Annotated in this window: 13 protein-coding genes and 1 pseudogene; 6 read left to right on the top strand and 8 right to left on the bottom strand. The window is 42.0% G+C overall.

The window, feature by feature from the left end; translation table 11 throughout:
• Both E0E16_RS14115 and E0E16_RS01955 read left to right on the top strand, forming a co-directional pair.
• Positions 1–188: pseudogene (locus E0E16_RS14115) on the top strand (hypothetical protein); the annotation flags it as partial.
• Between the two features lie 32 nt (positions 189–220).
• Entirely contained in the window at positions 221–1,066 is an 846-nt protein-coding gene (locus E0E16_RS01955; RefSeq protein WP_240048166.1) for an IS3 family transposase, read from the top strand.
• Between the two features lie 552 nt (positions 1,067–1,618).
• Here the strand turns inward: E0E16_RS01955 and E0E16_RS01960 are convergent.
• On the bottom strand, positions 1,619–2,107 hold the full coding sequence (locus tag E0E16_RS01960; protein WP_130828595.1) for a hypothetical protein: 489 nt from the start codon (positions 2,105–2,107) through the stop codon (positions 1,619–1,621).
• 229 nt (positions 2,108–2,336) lie between these two features.
• On the opposite strand from E0E16_RS01960, the gene E0E16_RS01965 reads away from it, so the two are divergent.
• Entirely contained in the window at positions 2,337–4,028 is a 1,692-nt protein-coding gene (locus E0E16_RS01965) for a putative transporter (protein ID WP_130828596.1), read from the top strand.
• Between the two features lie 295 nt (positions 4,029–4,323).
• Here the strand turns inward: E0E16_RS01965 and E0E16_RS01970 are convergent, their stop codons facing one another.
• The 3 genes from E0E16_RS01970 to E0E16_RS01980 all read right to left on the bottom strand — a co-directional run bounded on the left by E0E16_RS01970 (position 4,324) and on the right by E0E16_RS01980 (position 8,503).
• Positions 4,324–5,262, bottom strand: coding sequence for a hypothetical protein (locus tag E0E16_RS01970; RefSeq protein ID WP_130828597.1), 939 nt, complete (start codon positions 5,260–5,262; stop codon positions 4,324–4,326).
• A 13-nt stretch (positions 5,263–5,275) separates the two neighbouring features.
• Entirely contained in the window at positions 5,276–7,279 is a 2,004-nt protein-coding gene (locus E0E16_RS01975; protein WP_240048134.1) for an alpha amylase C-terminal domain-containing protein, read from the bottom strand.
• 111 nt (positions 7,280–7,390) lie between these two features.
• Positions 7,391–8,503: a phosphatidylinositol-4-phosphate 5-kinase gene (locus tag E0E16_RS01980; protein WP_130828598.1), complete on the bottom strand. Its 1,113-nt coding sequence runs from the start codon at positions 8,501–8,503 to the stop codon at positions 7,391–7,393.
• 169 nt (positions 8,504–8,672) lie between these two features.
• Between E0E16_RS01980 and E0E16_RS01985 the strand changes: the two genes are divergently transcribed.
• Positions 8,673–9,644: a DUF5686 family protein gene (locus tag E0E16_RS01985; RefSeq protein WP_130828599.1), complete on the top strand. Its 972-nt coding sequence runs from the start codon at positions 8,673–8,675 to the stop codon at positions 9,642–9,644.
• A gap of 239 nt (positions 9,645–9,883) precedes the next feature.
• Complete coding sequence (locus E0E16_RS01990; RefSeq protein ID WP_130828600.1) at positions 9,884–10,981, top strand: DUF5686 family C-terminal domain-containing protein; 1,098 nt, start codon at positions 9,884–9,886, stop codon at positions 10,979–10,981.
• Positions 10,982–11,692: 711 nt separating this feature from the next.
• Here the strand turns inward: E0E16_RS01990 and E0E16_RS01995 are convergent.
• From E0E16_RS01995 to pyrG, 4 genes are all read right to left on the bottom strand, one after another.
• Positions 11,693–13,312 carry an MFS transporter gene (locus tag E0E16_RS01995; RefSeq protein ID WP_130828601.1) on the bottom strand — a complete coding sequence of 540 codons (1,620 nt, stop codon included), beginning with the start codon at positions 13,310–13,312 and terminating at the stop codon, positions 11,693–11,695.
• A 78-nt stretch (positions 13,313–13,390) separates the two neighbouring features.
• Positions 13,391–15,556 carry a dipeptidyl-peptidase Dpp5 gene (dpp5, locus tag E0E16_RS02000; protein WP_130828602.1) on the bottom strand — a complete coding sequence of 722 codons (2,166 nt, stop codon included), beginning with the start codon at positions 15,554–15,556 and terminating at the stop codon, positions 13,391–13,393.
• Positions 15,557–15,561: 5 nt separating this feature from the next.
• Positions 15,562–17,481 (bottom strand): membrane protein insertase YidC, encoded by a 1,920-nt coding sequence (gene yidC / locus E0E16_RS02005; RefSeq protein WP_130828603.1) that lies wholly within the window; start codon positions 17,479–17,481, stop codon positions 15,562–15,564.
• The gene (gene pyrG / locus E0E16_RS02010) at positions 17,474–19,087 is read right to left on the bottom strand and encodes a CTP synthase (protein ID WP_130828604.1); all 1,614 of its coding nucleotides are present in this window, start codon (positions 19,085–19,087) and stop codon (positions 17,474–17,476) included. Before pyrG ends, yidC begins: the two co-directional genes overlap by 8 nt.
• 282 nt (positions 19,088–19,369) lie before the next feature.
• Here pyrG and E0E16_RS02015 point away from each other — a divergent pair, with 282 nt between their 5' ends.
• Positions 19,370–20,653, top strand: a complete 1,284-nt coding sequence (locus E0E16_RS02015) for a DUF3078 domain-containing protein (protein ID WP_376744098.1) — start codon at positions 19,370–19,372, stop codon at positions 20,651–20,653.
• The last annotated feature ends 582 nt before the right edge of the window (positions 20,654–21,235 follow it).

Below are 21,235 nucleotides of genomic sequence, written 5' to 3' on the forward strand. Positions count from 1 at the left end.
AGAGGTATCGTATGGCTCATAAAGAAACGAATTTGACAGACAATGAGATATTGCGCCAGAAGATAGTGAACCTCCAACACGCATTGTCTTTGGAGAAGATGCGCAGCCGTGCCTATGAGAAACTCATAGAGATAGCCGAATCCGAGGAGGGTATCAGCATCTTAAAAAAAGATGGTGCCAAACAGTAACGGCGCTGCGTGAGGAGTTTCCCGGTGTATCCGTGGAATTCCTCTGTGGGCTGTTTGGCAAGAAACGCCAGTGGTATTACGCAAGCAGCAAGCTTGTGATTTCTGAGCGGCAAAGGCGTAAACTGATAGTTGACAATGTACTCTACTATCGTGCCTGCTGTCCCGGGATAGGCGGTGTGAAACTGCACGTCCTCCTCAAGTCGGAGCTAGGTGAAGATGTTACTCATGGTCGCGACTCCTTCTTAAAACTACTTGCTTCAGAAGGACTTATGCTTCCCAAGAACAAGCGAAGACGTACAACGGACTCCAATCATCCTTATAGGAAGTATCCTAATCTTGTACAAGGTGTTACGGCAATGTATGCTAACCACATTTGGGCAGCCGACATAACCTACGTTTGGATTTACGGCAACGTCCTGTACCTCCATCTCATTACAGATGTTTACTCACATGCTGTCATAGGCTGGTGCTTATCCGAAACCATGGAGGCTATAAATACGAAGGAGGCATTGCTAATGGCAGTTAAGGCAGCCGGAGGAGGCAACCTCTGCGGAACGATACACCACTCTGACAGAGGTTCGCAATACGCCTGCCACCTATATGTTGAAACTCTTATGTGCCACCATATCAGGGTTAGTATGACAGAACGGTACAATCCTACGGACAATCCTGTGGCGGAAAGGACGAATGGAACCTTTAAGGTTGAGTGGATTTACCAGCAGGAGATGTACCGAGATTATGACCAGGCCAACATGGAAATCTCCAAGGCAATAGCCTTCTACAACTACAGACGACCGCATATGAGCATAGGAATGAAATGTCCGATGGATGTCTATAGAGGCGAACAGCCCGGGAGAAATCTTTGGAAAAAGAGATAAATGCTTGCAAAAAAGAAAAATATAAAGTATCTTTGGAACGCCGAAAATATGGCGAACGACGGTCTTATGCCATCTTCACCAAAGGTCCCAGGGGGCATCGAGCCCCCTAAGACCTTGCCGAAAATATGACGGAACTTAGGTGTTGTCCATCTTCTTTTATACAAGTGCACAGACTTCAAATTTAACCTATATAATGTTAATGTCAAGTCATTCAGTAAACAAGAAAATATTTGACAAGTAAAACAGAAATACATCGTCAGATCTGACAAGTGAATTCAGGAAAAGACAAAGCTTAGCTTTCGCGTTCCAAAAGCTAAGCTTTTACATCCCAAAAGCTAAGCTTTTGGAAAGCAATCGCTTAGCTTTTGGAATTGTTCTCTGCTTGGAATGAAGTTGAGCATGAAATGGGGACATCGGCATTACGACAAGTAAGAAGAAAAAGTTAAGTAGGTGTTCAAAATTAAACGAAAATATTGTGGCAATTATTTTTGAACACCTACTTATCTGTAAGAATCGCAAGCATCGGGTGTAGGGTATGGAAAAGAAATCGGTTTACAGCATATTTCTAAGCTTGATGTATTTCTCAAACAACCAAGATTGTCCGTCCACTAATCCACTTACCACTTGCGACATGACAAACAAACTAAGAATGACCAATAAGACGAATAAGAAACTGAAACCAAAGAAAATCCACAAATCACCATCAGCATATTTATCTTGGAAACGCTTCAGGCGAGAAGTGGAATGATTAAAAAACATGGGTATCTTTTCGGTCACGTCCCGATGCCGGCTTATTGAATCGGTAGAATGATCGGCATCTCTCTCATCGCCTGTAGCCTGTGCGGAAGATGAGTGGGAGAGCACGGTTGTCGCAACCGGTATTTGTCTTTCTGTCGGGGCGACCTCATCTGCATCAATGATGGGGATGATTGAACGTGCTTTGGTTCGGAAAACTTCCGGCTCATTGAATTGACAAGTTACGACGTTACCGCAATACGGACAGCGATATTTTTGTTGCCCATATTTATCTGTTTCTGCCATGAACACTTCATTGCAGTTGTTACATTTAACACTATACTTCATCACAGTGCAAAATTAAATAAAAAGTTTGATTACAACGAATTGTTGAGAAAAAAGGAATGCGATAAAACGAAAATCAATCTTTTGTCTTGAAAATAGGGGGATATTTCCATTACGAATGAATTAATGACACAAAAGTTAGCAAATGTGCAAGAAAATACATACCTTTGTGCTCGCTAAAAATACACTTATGGACTGGTTAATAAATTTATTTACAAATCAGGAGAGTGTAGCTCATATCGTGCTACTCTATTCCTTGGTGATTGCTTTCGGCGTTTATTTGGGAAAAATCAAAATCGGAGGCATATCACTTGGCGTTACTTTTATTCTATTTGTAGGCATCCTTGCGGGGCACGTAGGTTTCACCGGCCCGGTATCCACCCTTACATTCCTTCAGGATTTCGGTTTAATCCTCTTTGTATTCATGATAGGTTTGCAAGTAGGACCGGGATTTTTTGAGAGTTTTGGTAAAGGAGGGTTGAAATTAAACATGCTGTCGTGTTTGGCCATAGGCTTGAACATCTTGGTGATGTTTGCTTGTTATTACATCTTTTTCGACACCAACAATCCATCCAATCTTCCCATGATGGTGGGTACGATGTATGGTGCCGTAACCAACACTCCCGGACTTGGAGCCGCCAAAGAGGCATTGTCGAGCGTATTCGCCAACGGGACGAACTTTGACATCGCGTCCGGTTATGCGTGTGCCTATCCATTGGGTGTGGTCGGTATCATTGGAGCTACCATCGCCGTGAGATATATATGTAAGGTGAACTTGGAAGAAGAAAATGAAAAACTTGAAAGTGAAGAAGCTGAAAACCCACACGCAAAGCCCCATCCCATGTATTTAAGGGTGGATAATGCCTATCTTGCCGGAAGAACTTTGGAAGAAATATCAAGTTTCCTGAAAGGTGAGATTGTATGTACACGTATCATGCACAATGGGCTTGTTTCGCTTCCCAAGCGCGATACCGTCTTTGAGGTGGGCGATGAGATATTGATAGTTTGCGCTGAGGCTGATGTTCCTGCCATTACTGCTTTCATTGGGCCACAAATTGATGCGAACTGGCATGAGGAAGATCAGAAGCAGCCAATGGTAAGCCGCAGAATTATCGTAACAAACAGTTCCATGAACGGTAAGACACTGGGCAAGATGCACTTTAGCTCTGTTTATGGTGTTAATGTTACGCGTATCAGCCGACAGGGAATGGATCTTTTTGCTTCAAGAAATCACCACTTCCACGTAGGAGATAAAATCATGGTAGTGGGTCCGGAGGAAAACGTTGAACGTGTTGCCGATATGATGGGTAACTCGCAGAAACGATTGAATGCTCCCAATATTGCCACCATCTTTGTGGGAATCGTGGTAGGTATATTATTCGGAAGCCTGCCATTGGCAGTCCCCGGAATGCCCGTTCCTTTGAAATTGGGTTTAGCCGGCGGACCTCTGATTATCGCTATTCTCTTGGGAAGATTTGGTTATAGAATGCACTTGGTAACCTATACCACGACATCAGCAAACATGATGCTCCGTGAATTCGGTCTTGCGCTTTTCCTTGCATCGGTTGGTATAAAGGCCGGCAATGGCTTCTGGGAAACGGTTGTTCAGGGAGACGGACTGAAATATGTTTACACCGGATTTCTGATTACCATTATCCCGATACTCATTATCGGATCCATTGCGCGCTTAAAATACAAGTTCAACTACTTTACTATCATGGGTATGTTGGCGGGAACATACACCGACCCTCCCGCACTTGCCTATGCCAACTCTGTATGTAACGGTGAAGCACCGGCAATCGGCTATTCCACCGTTTATCCCTTAAGCATGTTCTTGAGAATCCTCGCGGCGCAACTCATCATCTTGTTCTGCTGCGGATAAGTGCAATAAACATCTAAAGATGCAAATTCCCCATAAGCATTCATGAATGGCTTTATGGGGAATTTATTTTTTTTTGCGGACAGCAATAATACCCAATCGACCAAAGGGGATTAGATAGAACGGCAAGAGTCGATTAGATAGAACGGCAAGAGTCGATTAGATAGAACGGCAGTAGTCGATTAGATAGAACGGCAAGAGTCGATTAGATAGAACGGCAAAAGTCGATTAAGTAGAACGGCAAGAGTCGATTAAGTAGAACGACAAGAGTCGATTAAGTAGAGCGGCAATAATTTTTTTATTGAGGAGAATGCAGATAATAGTAAGTGTAACTTCCTTTCTGGGCTTGGCTCTTGTTGGCTCCATGAAGATAAATATCTTTCGCTTCTTGGTAATATCGAGGCAGGAGGCTGTCTGTGGGATAATAGAGCGATAGATATTTTACAAAGTTTCGCAAGTCCTTGTCCAAGAGGAAACCGGCTAAATGATAGTTGGCAGACCTCCGTGTAGTCTTGTTTATTACGCTGTCAGGTTGCATAAGCGAGTGTATCCGCCCGGGTTGCAGCACCTTTGAACCACCCATCAGCGGATATTCAAACAAACTATCCGCAAGAGTTCCCAGACGTGCATTGGAATATAAAATAAGCATGGTACTGACAGAATCTGCCGTTTCCATTCTTTTGGCAGCCTGCAATGCGGCTGTGAAGTTCCCCTCGTTGATTAATGCTTCTATCTTCGCACGATCATGGAAGCCCTTATCGTGGTTGCTCATGATGCAAACTAATAGGAACAGCAAGGTCAGGACTCCTAAGTTCATCCACAATTGGCGCAAGAAAAGATAGTTAGATGAATATTGAGATTCACGTTTGCTTATGAAGATGATCAACGGAATAAATAATATCAATAGAACAATAAATACCCATAATGGTGTGTTTGGTAGAAAAAGAGTTGTGGCACGAGAATCTATGTCAGTGATTAAGGCAAGCAATAGGGCAGAAGGAAAATAAGCCAAAGCCGACAACTTCTTCAGACTGAACAGCAACCTTACTCCCATTGCCAAGAAAAGGAGAGCAAGTGTAATCAATACGGCTCCCAACCATGGCGAATAGGAGGTTTGTCCGCCTGAAACAATGTGCTGGGTAATTCGCATGACATCACCTTGATAAAAGAAAAGGTAACAAAAGCTGAAGACGCAGAAGATTGTTCCACCGATGATACGTAAAAGCCTGTTATTCATGCTAATTGGAATATTAAACCATTCTCCGAAGTACTACTGCACTGCGTGCCGGTATGTAAAGCTTCAACCAACCTTTGTGTTGATGAGCATACAGAGAATCCGCGTTGGTAATATGCTTCATGCTATCATCGGCAAAGCCAAATCCGCCATACAATGTGCTATCTGTATTGAGAACAACCTGATATGTTCCCTCAGTCACCAAAAAACCATAATCGGGATAAGAATGGGAAGGGGAGAAGTTGAAAACAAATAGTAAATCGCCTCTGCAATAAGCCAATATCTGATCGGTGTCATCGTGCCATATTTCCTTTACCGGTGTTTCATTAAATTTTTCCCGGCTCTTGATAACTCGAAGCATATCTTTGTCGAAATCCCCTAAATAATGATAGCACAATTCTTTATTGTCCACCAAATTCCACTGTCTCCGAGCATATTTGTGGCTCCAATCGTTCCCCTCTCGGGGGAAATCAATCCATTCCGGATGCCCAAATTCATTGCCCATGAAGTTAAGGTAACCGCCGTTCATCGTTGAAGCAGTGGCAAGTCGTATCATCTTATGCAATGCAATGCCACGTCGAACGATATCGGTTTCGTCTCCTTTCTTGAAATGCCAATACATATCGGCATCTATCAAACGGAAAATAATTGTTTTATCGCCCACCAATGCTTGATCATGCGATTCGCAATAAGCTATCGTTTTCTCATCCGAACGTCGATTTGTGATTTCCCAAAATATGGAAGAGGGCTTCCACTTATCGTCAGGTAGTTCCTTAATGGTCTTTATCCAATAATCGGGAATATTCATTGCCATACGATAATCGAAGCCAAAGCCACCATCAGCATACCGTACAGACAATCCGGGCATACCCGAAACCTCTTCGGCGATGGTTATGGCTCTTGTATTCACTTCATGAATGAGAAGATTTGCCAACGTCAGATAACAGATGGCATTGTCGTCTTGATGACCATTGAAATAGTCTGCATACCCGGTAAAGGTCTCTCCCAATCCGTGGCTGTAATAAAGCATTGAAGTTACGCCATCGAAGCGAAAGCCATCGAAATGATATTCCTCCAGCCAATATTTACAATTGGATAGCAAGAAGTGTAACACATTGTCCTTGCCGTAATCAAAGCACAGCGAATCCCAAGCCGGATGCTCGCGTCGGTCGCCCGGATAAAAATATTGGTTCGGATCTCCGGCAAGATTGGCAAGACCTTCCACCTCGTTCTTCACTGCGTGAGAATGGACAATATCCATTATCACGGCAATACCCAAGGAGTGAGCCTTATCTATCAAGGACTTCAGTTCTTCAGGAGTTCCAAATCGGGAACTGGCGGCGAAGAAAGAACTCACATGATAACCAAAACTTCCATAATAGGGATGTTCTTGTATTGCCATGATTTGAATGGCATTATAGCCGGCTTTTGCTATCCGGGGCAATACATTGCTTTTAAACTCTGTATAGGTTCCCACTTTCTCGGCGTCTTGCGACATTCCGATATGACATTCGTAGATGAGCAAAGGTGATGTTTCCGGTCGGAACTTCTTGTTCTTCCAAATGTATGGAGTGGCAGGACACCACACCTGCGCCGAGAAAATCTTTGTTCTGTTGTCTTGCACCACTCTTTGAGTCCATGCCGGAATTCTTTCTCCCTCTCCTCCGTTCCACCGCACATACATCTTATACAAATTGCCGTGAGACATCTTTTCGGGGGCAAGTTTAAGTTCCCAATTCTGCGTACCTTCAATTTTTTTACAGCGGTATTCCTCATTGATTTTCCAATCATTAAAGTCGCCAATGAGAAAAATGTCGGTGGCATTGGGAGCCCACTCCCTAAATACCCACCCATCAATGGTTTGGTGTAAGCCAAAATAATTATAACCGTTTGCGAAATCAGAGAGCGATAGTTTCCCATTTTCTGTAATGCGATTCAGCATCCAAGAAACGTGGTCGTGTCTTCCTTTAATTGCTTCATTGAAAGGTTGCAGATAAGGATCATTCTGTACAATCCCCATTAAACCTTTGTTATTCTCTTGTCGAGCTTTCTGAAAATTTTTATTCTGTGCTGATATGTTCTTGACTTTTTTCATTCGCATGGGAAATAATATGTTAGTGGAACATTTGCGTTAATTATTGTGTCTGTAACCGTTCTCATAATAGCCTTCAGCGGTTATCCTGCCATTTCTGTCTCGCTCGATAAATTTACCGTCTCGTTTGTCATCTTTATAGAAGCCCTCGAAGCGTTTACCCTCTGCGTTTATCTCAATGGCACTGCCAATGCGTTTCCCATCTCTATAGGTTCCTTTAAATTTACTGCCATCCGAGAAATGTATAATAACCAACCCATCCACTTTTCCATTGCGAAACTGTCCCTCTATCACATCTTTGTTTTTCTTTGTCAATGTGCCTTGTCCATTTTGCAAATCATTGGCCCAGTTTCCTGTATATACATCTCCATTTCTCCAAGACATGGTACCCTGTCCCGACCTATAACCTTTTAGGAAGTGCCCGGCATAATAATCTCCGTTCTTATATTTTATGATACCTTCTCCGGTGCGTTCTCCATCCAAGTAATCTCCCTCATAACGGTCTCCATTGTTGAACTTATAAATCCCCGTACCGTTTTGCAGGTCGTTTTTCCAATTTCCATTGTATTCATCACCATCAGCATAAAGGTAAATGCCTTTACCCTCCTTCACGTTATTTATCCAATCCCCCGTGAACGTAGAGCCATCAGGCCAAAAGAATTTCCCATGTCCGCTTTTAACATCATTCTTCCATTGTCCGTCATAATACGCTCCATTGGCAAAGGTGTACCTGCCCATCCCATCGCGCTTGTCAAACGTCCAATCACCATCATAGACATCACCGTTGTAATAGTACATCTTTCCCCGACCATGCTGATAATCCTTGTACCACAATCCGTCATATTTATTGCCGTTCTTAAAAGTAAAAACGCCCTGACCATGTTGTTGGTCTTGAAACCACTGCCCGGAATACTTCTCTCCGTCAGAGAAAGTATAGGTGCCGGTTCCGTGTCGTTTTCCTCTTTGGTATTCTCCCTCGTAAACATCTCCATTTCTATAGACGGTTTTCCCCTTACCATTGGGCTTTCCTCTAAATAGCTGACCATGATATTTCCCCCCATCTTTCAATTCCACGGAGCCAATCACTATATCTTGAGCCATGGAAGCAAAAGGCAGGAGCGAAAATAAAACAATTATATATAGATTCTTCACGTTCTTATGAAATTAAAAATAATGCTACACTTGCAAAGATACGTTTTTCCAACCGCACACACAAACTATATAACTTTTTTTTACTAAACCTAAAACAAAGGGCAATTATTGTTACATTTCCCATAAAAACCGCTATCAATAAAAAATATTTTGTATTTTTGTTTGCTAAATGAATAAAGGGTTTTCACAAAACATGCAGCTCAAGCGGGTTACGTTCATGCTGATAGTGATTCTCTTCGCGGTACAGACGGCGGGAGCGAGGGATTACGATCGACAGTTGTTGCGCCGGGTGATGAATTATGCCGAACCTTATCTTAGCGATTTCCCTGACTCTCTTGTGAGCAATACCTACTTGAAGGGGCATATAAAAATACTACGTCGAAACTTTACGCTCGCCGCCATACCCACTATGTTTTATCTGTTGCGAGATGGGAAAAGAGAATTCTTCTTTGAAAGTTACAGCAAACAGATATTTCATGACAGGAAAAACGTAAAAACTATTCAAAACATCTTGATAAGCACAATTTATCACAGACACAAGACACTCAACAATGTTGTGGAATATTTGAGTCCGCAACTTTATCAGACCCAGCTTTTCAAGAATGGAATCCTCTCTCCCGTCAGAAACTCCAACCGGAAATATTACCGCTACAAGACAGAAATGATAAATGACAGTCTTGCCATCATTACTTTTAAGAGCAAACTTCAGAACACGCAATTGCTGAGAAACGGATTGCTGAATGTGAACCGCATAACGGGTCGGATCATCAGTTTTCAATTTGAGGGAGAATACGACATGGTGCGTTTCTCCGTTTCAGGAAAGATGGGAGAAAAGGGCATCCAAACCTTATATCCATCGAACTGCCACATCTTCTCATCCATCAAGAGTTTCGGCAATCACCTACATGCCACCTTCGATGCATACTACAATTTGCCGGTTACCTTGCCGGATACAATACAAAACTCGGAAGACAGAGAGTTGATGAACAGCTTGCGTCCCATAAAACTGAATATGACGGAACTTGCCACAATGGCAGAATACGATTCTATTAATAGCAAAAGTAAGAATACTCTTGCGAAAACAAAGAAAAAGAGAAAAGGGATAAAATATTTCTTATTATTGCTGTCCGGTAAAAATTAACTGAAAGCTCTGTATCTCTTTATCCATCGGTATTGCAGCCGTTTTACTCATCCTGGGGCTTGGTTTTCAGTTTCAAACTGTAAGCATTATAAAATGCACTTATTTTGACAAGAAAAGACCTAAAATAACCGATAATTCTAAGAAATAATAAGTTTAAGTCTATTTTAACTAACACAGATAGCCCCAAAAAAGTTTTACCGGACAGCAATAATTTCTTATGGAACATCCTTGGCGAGAACATGCTCCATAAAATTCATGTAAGTACGGTGGACAAAAGAGGAAAGATTAGAATTAATCCACTTTTGAATCCCTTGTATTTGGGATATAATCACAGAAAGGGCTTGACCTATAAATTCGACCTCAGGGGTGGTTATGACCTGACGAACAACAGCAATTTCTCCGGTCGCGTAAAATTGGGATATGCCTTTAGGGAAAGCAAACTGTTCTATACATTCACCTCAAGATACAATTTCAATAAACGAAGAAATGGTTATGTGGAACTTGAGTTTTCCAATGGCAACAGGATAGTGGATTCGAGAGTGTTAGATGAAGTGAAACAGGTGGATAACATCGATTCCATCAATTGGGATGCCATGAACCTTGACTATTTCAAGGACTTAAAATCAAAGGTGGCATTCAACTACGATATCATAAACAAACGTTTGGGAATGAAGTCGGGGTTTATTATCCATCGACGCTCGGCAGTTGATAAAGAAGGATTTAAACGAGCCGGAAGAACTTCAAACTACAAATCGTTCGCACCATTCATTTCCGTTTCATGGTATCCGCTGACCAACGATTATCCCCTTGTCTTTACTTCTCAATACGAACACGCCATGAAAATATTTGGAGGCAACTTTCGTTACGACAAAATGGAGTTCGACGGCCAATATATTCATCACCTCCCCTGCCTGCGCTCCTTATCGCTACGTGGAGGATTGGGCTTCTATCTTGATAAACGCGGAGAAACACAATTCCTCGACTATTCCAATTTTAAAGAAAATTACATTCCTCACGGATGGTATGACGATTGGTCGGGAGAGTTCGAATTGTTGAATCCTAACTGGTACAACGCTTCCGACTTTTACATGCGCTTCAACTTAACCTACGAAAGTCCATTGCTTCTACTCACGTGGATGCCCTACTTCGGTAGAATCATTGAAAAAGAACGTCTGTATGCCAGTAGTTTGGGCATACAAAAGCTATCGCCTTACACAGAAATAGGCTATGGTTTTACCACTCGCGTATTTTCGATGGGAATTTTTACGGGCTTCTCTCCAAAACATTTCGAAGGCTTCGGCATAAAACTTGGTTTGGAACTCTTCGAAAATTGGTAGAAAGTGGTTCTTCACCCCCTGAATAATGACTAAATGATATATGTTGATAACCACACTCTCTATGCACAAACGGCTTAACAAAAACCAAGCATACTCTATATTTAACCAAGTCATTGAAAACGCGAAAATCCTTCTCATCTTATATGAGAAAAGTTCAATAACGTCCTAAATTTTCTTCATTCATCTATCCAAAACTTAGCTTTTGCTCCGTAAAAGGTAAGCTTTTGCAATGCAAAAGGTCATGAATTGGAGTGCAAAAGCTAAGCTTTTAAATCGCGATTAATATCATCTTGATTATCAATAGTTTACGAAGCGTATCTCTATCTCTGTTTTTGTAATATAATTTCGTGGTGATGGTCGGGTCGAATGTTCACTATCAAGCGTTTGTTTGCCATCACCTGAATACGAATGACGACATGAGAAGATTGGTGCTATCCGACATTGGAACAATACACACTAAGTCTCATGATTTGATGCAACCTTGCATGGGGCTTCCACAAAATCATTCAGGACACCATTGGAAAAGATAAAGGATTTCTCACAGCCATACAATGCCGGGAAATCCTAATGATCGATTTGGGTTTAATCGGGGTAATACTTAATATCACCTACCTACAATAAAAAAGAGGAAACGCTTCCTGCATTTCCTCTTATGAAGTGTCTGTTCACAGACTAAACTAACTGTCAGCGAACTTATGTCTTATTCTTTTTTTATGCGGCAATGTTCGGCTCTTCAAGTCCGAGATGTTTCTTCTTATCCACAATCTTAAGTATCAGTCCGATGAACAAGGCTACGACACCCAAGCCTGCCAGCATCAGCAACGGATAGGTATAATCGTATTTCGTTGGGTCTTTGATACCTACATTCGTCGCGTCAAGCACCTTGCCAATAATCATTGGGAAGAGCCATAGTCCGATGTTCTGTATCCAAAAAATCAGGGCATAAGCAGAACCGATGATTTTTGCATCGACCAGTTTGGGGACACTTGGCCACAAGGATGCGGGCACTAACGAGAAGGATGCTCCCAATACAAGGATAGTGAGATAAGCCACTACGACTCCACCTACCTGACTTGACTTGAATATTGGAAGTACAAAAGCAAAGGTGAGGTGGCAGGCGATCAAAAGGATGGAACCCAAGATGAGCATGGAAGCTGCCTTGCCCTTATGGTCAACGTAGTTGCCAAGGATTGGAGTGATGCCTACTGCCAAGAGTGGGAATACGGCAAAGATGGATTCGGCGGACTGGCGCATATATCCCATGTAGCAATAAGCTATGAGGGATATCACGGAGATGACCATCAGCGTGTACTTTAAGCTCTTCTTCTTCATGAAGTTGAAGCCGAAAGCTGTTCCGGCTACTATCAGCATGATGAAATATTGAGTGAAAGTAACACTGGGAGAAGCCCAAAACGAGTCAGCAGGAATGTCTTTGAACGTAAGATTGCACTGAAGCATGTTTACCGCGTATTTCTGGAATGGGAAAATAGCGGAATAATAGAGCACGCAGAGTAAGGCTACCAACCAGAAACCCATACTGGTGAGAATTTGTCCGAGGTCGCTGATCTTGAATGGGTCATCCTTCTCTTCCGCTTCACCGGTCTGAGAATCGAGCTTCTTATCCATGAAGAAGTAAACCACAAACATCATCAGGGCAATGCAGATGAGCACCACGCCAAATGCTACTGAGCGCGATACGTCGATGTGTCCACCAAACTTGGCAAAGAAAGGCGAGAAAATCATGCAAGTGGCAACTCCCAAACGTGCAAAAGCCATTTCGGAACCCATTGCCAATGCCATTTCGCGTCCTTTGAACCATTTTACGATACCACGCGAAACCATGATACCTGCCATCTCGGTTCCACAACCGAAAATCATGAAACCAATGGCAGCCACTTTAGCAGATGCAGGCATTCCGGCGTAGAATGGTGATACACCCATTTCATCGAAGCCCGGGATGTAGTTGAGATTTTCCGTGAACCAGTTTGCTATTCCGGAACCGATGAATGTCTCGCTAATGGCATAATACTTGATTAAAGCTCCGGTAAGCATCACGCATCCGGACAACACGGCGGTGAAGCGAACTCCCATTTTATCAAGGATGATACCGGCAAAAATGAGGAAGAAAATCCATACGTTGAGGAAGGTTTCGGAACCCTGCATGGTGCCAAATGCCGTAGAATCCCATCCTCTCTGTTCGAGCATCAGGTCTTTGATGGGGGAGAGAATGTCAACGAAGATGTAGGCGCAAAACATAGCGAAGGAAAGGAGCAGAAGAGCTGTCCAACGCATTGCTGCCGAATCTCTTAATGTTTTGATTTGTTCAGTCATAATGAAGTTAGGTAAATTAAATGTTTTCAAATTTTTGATGATAAGCATTGAGGCTGAAGCCTCAATGCTTATCTACTATTATTTTTTTAGCCAGCGATCCAGCCAGTTGAAGAATGTGCGTTGCCAAAGAATACCATTTTGTGGTTTTAATACCCAGTGATTTTCATCGGGGAAGAGTAGCAGTTCTGCCGGAATGCCTTTCATTCTGGCTGCGTTGAACGCGCTCATGCCTTGTGTGGCGTTGATTCTGTAATCCTTTTCTCCATGAATGCAAAGAATAGGGGTGTCCCATTTGTCAATATTCAAGTGCGGACTGTTGGCATAAGTTTTCTTAGCGGCTTCCGTCTGGTCAGTGTTCCAATAAGCATCATCATATTCCCAATTGCTAAACCATGCCTCTTCTGTCTCGGTGTACATTGCCTGAAGATTGAAAGCACCATCGTGAGAAATGAAACACTTGAAACGTTTGTTGTGATGTCCGGCCAAATAGTATACGGAGAACCCTCCAAAAGAAGCACCTACCGCGCCCAATCTTTCTTTATCAACAAAGGGAAGGTTGGTTGCCGCATCATCAATGGCAGAGAGATAGTCTTTCATACACTGACCGGTCCAATCTCGACTAATTTCTTCGTTCCACTCACTGCCGTAGCCGGGAAGCCCACGACGGTTGGGGGCAACGATGACATAGCCATGAGCTGCCATGATTTGGAAGTTCCAACGATAGCTCCAAAATTGTGATACCGGACTCTGTGGACCTCCTTCACAATATAATAATGTGGGATATTTCTTAGAAGGATCAAAGTGCGGTGGAGTGATAATCCATACTTGCATGTCTTTTCCATCGGTAGTTTTTACCCAACGGTCGGTAACATTGCCCAAAGCAAGCTGATCATAGATGTGTTTGTTTTCAAAACTGAGTTGTGTTTGTTGGCTTGCTTTCTCTTTCTTTGCCGGTGTAATGGCAAAGATTTCGTTAGCTTGCGACATGCTTTGGCGCAGTCCGAGTAGTTTCTTTCCTGAATTACCAAGAAGAGAAATGGAAACATAGTTGTGTTTTCCATCGGTAAGCTGCTTTACCTCTCCTTTTAAGTTGGTACGGTAAGCATTAATGGTCGCGTGCCAACAACCAATGAAATACAGTTCTTTAGAGTTCGGAGCCCATACATAGTCATCTACGTTAGAGTCGAATGCTTCAGTAACGTAAGTCTTCTTGCCGGTTGCCAATTCATAAACGCAAAGTCGGTTTCTATCACTCTCATAGCCATCGTTTTTCATACTCTGCCATGCGATGTGTTTTCCATCGGGTGAGAACTTGGGATTAACATCGTAACCAACATTCATGTCTCCGCTTTGATGATTAACGGATTGATTTCTCAAGCTCTTTGTAGCATCTACTTGTGGTGAGACGTATCCTTCCGGTTTGCAAAGGTTTACAGTCTTCTTCGTGTCAATATTGTAGAGATAGATGTCTGCATCGGTTGAGATGGCATATTGAACTCCCTCTTTCTTGCGGCATGTGTATGCTATGGACTTTGAATCCTTGCTCCAATCTATTTGTTCGATGCCACCGAAAGGAGCCAATGGACTCTCATAAGGTTCGCCTTCCAAAATGTCCGTGCCTTCGCTGATACCCACTGTGGAGATAGTTGCCAAGAAAGGATGTGCGATAGTTTCCACATAATGATCCCAATGGCGATAGTTCATGTCTGTAATGACCATTCCGGAGGCCTTTGGTAAGTCAGTGGGGTTTTTCTTGATGGTACCATAATAAGGTAAACTCTTTATGAGTATCACTTTTTGTCTGTCGGGAGAGAAGAGAAAGCCTTCAATCTCAGTCTTGGAATTGGAAAGCTGTTTCTTGTTGGTTCCATTGCTGTCCATTGTCCATACCTGACCATCAAGGAGATAGGCGATGGTCGAATTGTCCAACCATGTAGGACTGCTCTCGCTCTTTGCAGAAGTTGTGAGTTGGCGAACATTCTTTCCATCTGCGTCCATCACGCAAATAACTTGATGTCCTTTGTTTTCTTTTACACTGTAGTAACCCACTTGATAAACTATCTTACTTCCGTCCGGAGAAGCTTGAGCTGTACCAATTCTACCCATTGCCCACAATGTTTCCGGGGTCATTACATCACCACTAAGCGTGATGTTGTTTTTCCCAATGTTCACTTCTTGGGCATTTGCAATTCCGCTGTTCATAAGTAATGTTGCCGCGATTGCAATTGAAATGCTTTTGTTCATAGTTATTATCTTTTTTTTCGGTTTAGTTCGTTTTGTTTTCTTTTCAACTCTTCCTGTTGCTTCTTTTGCATTTCCTGCAAAGCCTGCATACGTGCGGCAAGTCCACTTTGTTTCTTCGGATTCTTCTTGTTTTCTTTCCTGCGAGCTTCCAAGAGTTGCAAAAGCTTCTCGTCGTCTGTTGTTCTTCTCAACGTCCACATGATTGCGGCAGAGAAAAATAAGGAAACGAAGTAATAGAAATTCAGCCCCGAAGAGTAATCATTGAACATGAAGAAGAAGAAGAGAGGCATGAGATACATCATCCATTGCATTACCTTCATTTGGTCAGCTTGTTGTCCTACCATTTGGTCTTTTTGCTGTTGCATCGTGAACCATGAATACAGGATGTTTGCCGAACAGAATAGGATACACGTCAGTGATATATGGTCGCCTATCATCCATACATTATGCTTCCAACTGATGATGGGGTCGTATGTACTTAAGTCGTTCATCCACAAGAAACTTTCGCCACGAAGTTCAATGGCGTTTGGTACGAAGTTGAACATAGCAATCCAGATAGGCATTTGGATTAACATGGGCAAGCAGCCCGATAGTGGACTGACTCCGTATTCCGAATACATTTGCATCATCGCCTGTTGCTTTTGCATTTGATCTTCAGGCTTGTTGTATTGTTTTGTTGCTTCATCGAGTTTCGGCTTGAGCACGCGCATTTTTGCCGAACTCATGTAGCTCTTTTTCACCATTGGGTAGGTAATAACTTTCAATAGTAAAGTTATCAGGATGAGGACGATTCCCATTGGGAATACTTTGCTTAGCCAATCGAATACATAAATGGTGAACCATCGGTTGATAATTCGGAACAATGGCCAGCCAAGATATACAAGACGTTGCATATCCATATCTTTCCCAAAGGTTCTTTCTGTGCCGATGTTATTTAACAAACGGAAATCATTTGGACCGAAATAAAGTTTGAACTCTGATGTTTTATTCCCTGTAGGATCAAAGGCGGTAGCCATATTCGCATGATATTGTTTTAAATATTGCGAACCTTTTTCTTGAGGGATGCTCTTCAGTTTTGCACCTTTTGCAAACCCATCCTTTGACATGATTACCGCTGAGAAGAATTGATTTTTGAAAGCCACCCAGTCGAGCGCTTCTTCTGCTGTTTCTTCTTTCTCTGCAGTTTCGCTCAAGTAGTCGGTGCTTCCTTCTTTCTTCTTGTAAGTCAGTGTGGCATAGCGATTTTCAAATGTAAATCCGCGTTCCTGCTGCCTACATTTGTCGTTCCATTCAACGAGAAGTTGATTTTCACCTGGCTTGAACAGACCTGCCATTCCCGAAGTTCGGACATCAAGTTTCAGTAAGTAATCCTTTTCAAGTTTATAATTGAGCGTAATCGTTTTTCCTTTTCCATCGGCAGCGGTCAGTGTAAGTGTGGAATCAGAGACGTTAGAGGGGAGAAAATATAAATTTTGTGTCTCTATGTTGTCTTCTTTTGTAGGCAACATGAAGTTCAGGTTTTGGTCATCTCCACTAAATAGAGTAACGTCATTGACGTCTTTCGAACCGTCTTTAACCGACAGATTATGCCCGACATAATTCTTTATTACGGCTTTCTTTACGATACCCCCTTTAGTGTTGAATGTCAGTTCTACCTTATTATTTCTCAAGGTAATTTCTTGAGCTAACCCTTTTAAGGCAGTATGAAACAAGCCTGTGGAGTCTTCAGCTGTTTCTACTTGCTTGTTTGCTTTTTGTGTTGCGAGTTTCTTGGCTTTCTGTGCTTTTTTCGCGTTTGCGATAGAGTCCTTTTTCAGTTCAATTCGTTGTTGTTCGAGTTCTTCGGTAGAGGGTTGCTGCCACCATGCGAAGCCAAAAAGTACTAAAGCTATCAGTACAAACCCAATGATAGTGTTTTTATCCATTGTTTTTCTTGTTTTCTATTGCTGTCTTAATGAAATTGAGGAAAAGCGGATGTGGCTTTAATACGGTTGATTGATATTCCGGGTGGAATTGTGTTCCAATGTACCATTTCAGTGATGGTATTTCAACGATTTCGATTAGTTCGCATTCCGGGTTTCTTCCCACGCACATCATACCGTTCTTTTCGTATTCCTTTTCGTATTCGTTGTTGAATTCGTATCTGTGTCTGTGTCGTTCTTGTATGAACTCTTGTTTATAGATGTTGAGTGTTTTTGAATTTTGTTTCAAGGCGCACTCGTATGCTCCCAAGCGCATGGTCCCCCCCATGTTGGTGATGTTTTTTTGTTCCTCCATGATGTCAATTACGTTGTATTGGGTCTTCTCATCCATTTCACGTGAATTGGCATTCTTATATCCCAAAACGTTGCGAGCAAATTCTATTACCATCATCTGCATTCCCAAACAAATACCGAAAGTAGGAATGTCGTTGGTTCTCGTATAATGAGCGGCAATCACCTTGCCTTCTATTCCTCTCTGTCCAAATCCCGGACATATCACCACACCGTCAAGTCCTTTAAGCTGTTCGGCTACATTCTTCTCTGTGAGATTTTCCGAATTGACAAATTTGATAACGGTCTTGTGGTCATTATACACTCCTGCCTGAAGCAGACTTTCCCGAATGCTCTTGTACGCATCCTGCAAATCGTATTTTCCAACCAAGCCTATGGTTACTTTTTCTGTTGCTTTACGTTGGCGTTCAAGGAACGATTTCCATGGTCCTAACTCCGGAGCCGGTTTTACTTCCTCGCCACATTTGCGAAGTATGGCAGCGTCGAGCCCTTGATTTTGCATATTTACGGGTACTTCATAGATACTTGGCAGGTTTTCGCTCTGCACGACACTGTCTAAATCAACGTTACAAAATGCCGCTACTTTCTTGCGGATGTCAATATCCAAGTGCTTGTCAGTTCTGAGAACCAATATGTCCGGTTGAATGCCCACACTTTGCAGTTCCTTTACACTGTGCTGAGTTGGTTTTGTTTTCAGTTCTCCGGCAGCCTGTAAATAGGGGATATATGTAAGGTGAATATTGATAGCATTTTTCCCCAATTCCCATTTCAGTTGGCGGATGGCCTCGAGGAATGGAGCCGACTCTATATCGCCGATGGTTCCTCCGATTTCAGTAATGACAAAATCGTAATGGTATTTCTTCCCTAACAGCTTAATATTCCTTTTTATTTCATCCGTGATATGGGGTACCACTTGAATGGTTTTACCCAAATAGTCTCCGCGACGCTCTTTGTCAATAACGCTTTTGTAGATGCGACCTGTAGTCATGGAGTTCGATTTCGTGGTTTGTATGCCTGTAAATCTTTCGTAGTGTCCGAGATCAAGGTCGGTTTCCATGCCATCTGCGGTTACATAACATTCACCATGCTCGTAGGGATTTAATGTCCCCGGGTCGATATTGATATATGGGTCAAACTTTTGGATAGTGATATTATAACCTCTTGCTTGAAGAAGTTTTCCTATTGAAGATGAGATGATACCTTTACCGAGAGAAGATACCACACCACCGGTAACGAAGATATATTTTGTTTCAGCCACGATTATAAATATATTTTAATTTGTACTGGGTTGTTTTTTACACCTTAATAGTTTGCAAAGTTAGTAAAAAACTATGAATAAGTACCTATGATAGCCTGTTTTTTCTATCTAAAAGTATTAAAATATGGCAACCACTCCGGTTTCTCCTAAAAGCCTAACCTGTTTGTCCTCATGGGTGCATTACGATTGCCTTGTTTTTGTGATGAAAACATATTTTATGACGACAATCATCTGTTTATGACTTTTTTTGTGTAAGTTTGTACGCAAAATAATTCAGGTTGCATGATGCGTAAATTCTTTTTGATATTTCTACTTACTTATCTCACTATAAATTCCCATGCGCAAATGACAGGCTTTTCTGTTCATGAGAACTTGGTAAAGAAAGATACCTCTATGCTGGCAGCCTATACGGATTCTCTTCTCATACTGAGACAGAAGTTGTTCGAATCATCTGCTTCCATATCTGAGGAATATAAAATGAGTGCAACGGAGCAGGCGAGAATATTTTTACCCACCACTTATTATAGAGAGGTGATTGATAATTTATTTTCTCTCTATCCAAATTCCGAACCGGAAAGCGACAAGTATTTATTGGAGATTTATATGAAATCTCCCTTTTTGGTACGTACCACTGATCGTGAGTTGCATAACCAGCGTGCCACCTTGGTAGATGTTGAAAAGCCCATCCGACACGATGTGGAGATTGTAGAAAAGGAAGCACCGTTACCAGTCGAAGCTACCTCTGCGCCCGTAAAGGTTATGGTATTGAAGCCCAACTTTTGGACTTACAAGGGAGATTACTCTTTGCAGATTTTGCAGAATTACATTTCCGGTAATTGGTATCAAGGTGGAGAAAGTAATTATTCCGCGTTGACTTCTGTATTGATGGAAGCAAATTTCAACAACAAACAAAAGATAAAATGGGATAATCGCTTGGAATTGAAGTTCGGATTGCAAAGTAGTAAATCCGATTCTCTGCATAATTTCAAAACGACAGAGGACTTGTTCCGAGTAACATCCAAATTTGGCGTACAAGCCAATAAGCGGTGGTATTATGCCACTCAACTGATAGCCTATTCACAGTTCACCCATTCCTATCGTTCTAACGACCCCTCTCTTTATGCTGATTTCCTTGCTCCTTTCAATCTTAACTTGTCCTTAGGTATGGATTATAGTGTGGATTGGTTGAAACATAAACTAAAGGGGAACATCCATCTTGCCCCGATAGCCTACAACATGAAATATACCCGCCTAAAACGATTGGCAATGCGATTGGGACTTGAAGAAGGTAGGCATATAAAGCATGATTTTGGATCGGAATTTACGTTAGATTTGCGCTGGCAGTTGATGGAAATGTTGAGTTGGAAGACCCGATTATACGGCTATACCAGCTATGAACGTTCTGAGTTGGAGTGGGAGAATACGTTTACGTTCAAGTTTAATAAGTATATTAGTGCTCAAATCTTCATCTATCCAAGATTTGATGATGGTGTCGTCCGCGATGAGAAGCACGGCTATTGGCAATTGAAAGAATTTGCATCGTTAGGGTTTCTCTACAGCTTTTAAAAAGAGACAAGGAAAAGAAGTAATAATGAATATTTACAATTCGCTCGTTTGTAACCAAAGCGGTCATTAGAAACTATTTTATTCCGTTTTTATAACTACGAAGCATTACAGTGGAAGCTCTCTGAAAACAGAATTTTTCCTCACCCACAAGTACGCAATCTCAGGATAAAGGGCTTCTGAAAAACCGGCAATCTCAGTTGTTTTTTTGTTCCTTTGTGGCAGTAATGTCCTAAATTTTCTTCATTCATTTGTCCAAAGCTTAGCTTTTGCTCCGTAAAAGGTAAGCTTTTGCATTGCCAAAGGTCATGAATTGGAGTGCAAAAGGCAAGCTTTTAAATTATTGCTGTCCGGTAAAAATTAACTGAAAGCTCTGTATCTCTTTATCCATCGGTATTGCAGCCGTTTTACTCATCCTGGGGCTTGGTTTTCAGTTTCAAACTGTAAGCATTATAAAATATTGCTGTCCGGTAAAACTTTTTTGGGGCTATCTGTGTTAGTTAAAATAGACTTAAACTTATTATTTCTTAGAATTATCGGTTATTTTAGGTCTTTTCTTGTCAAAATAAGTGCATTTTATAATGC

It is taken from the genome of Prevotella rectalis, from assembly GCF_900607215.1.
Taxonomy (GTDB): Bacteria; Bacteroidota; Bacteroidia; order Bacteroidales; family Bacteroidaceae; genus Prevotella; species Prevotella brunnea.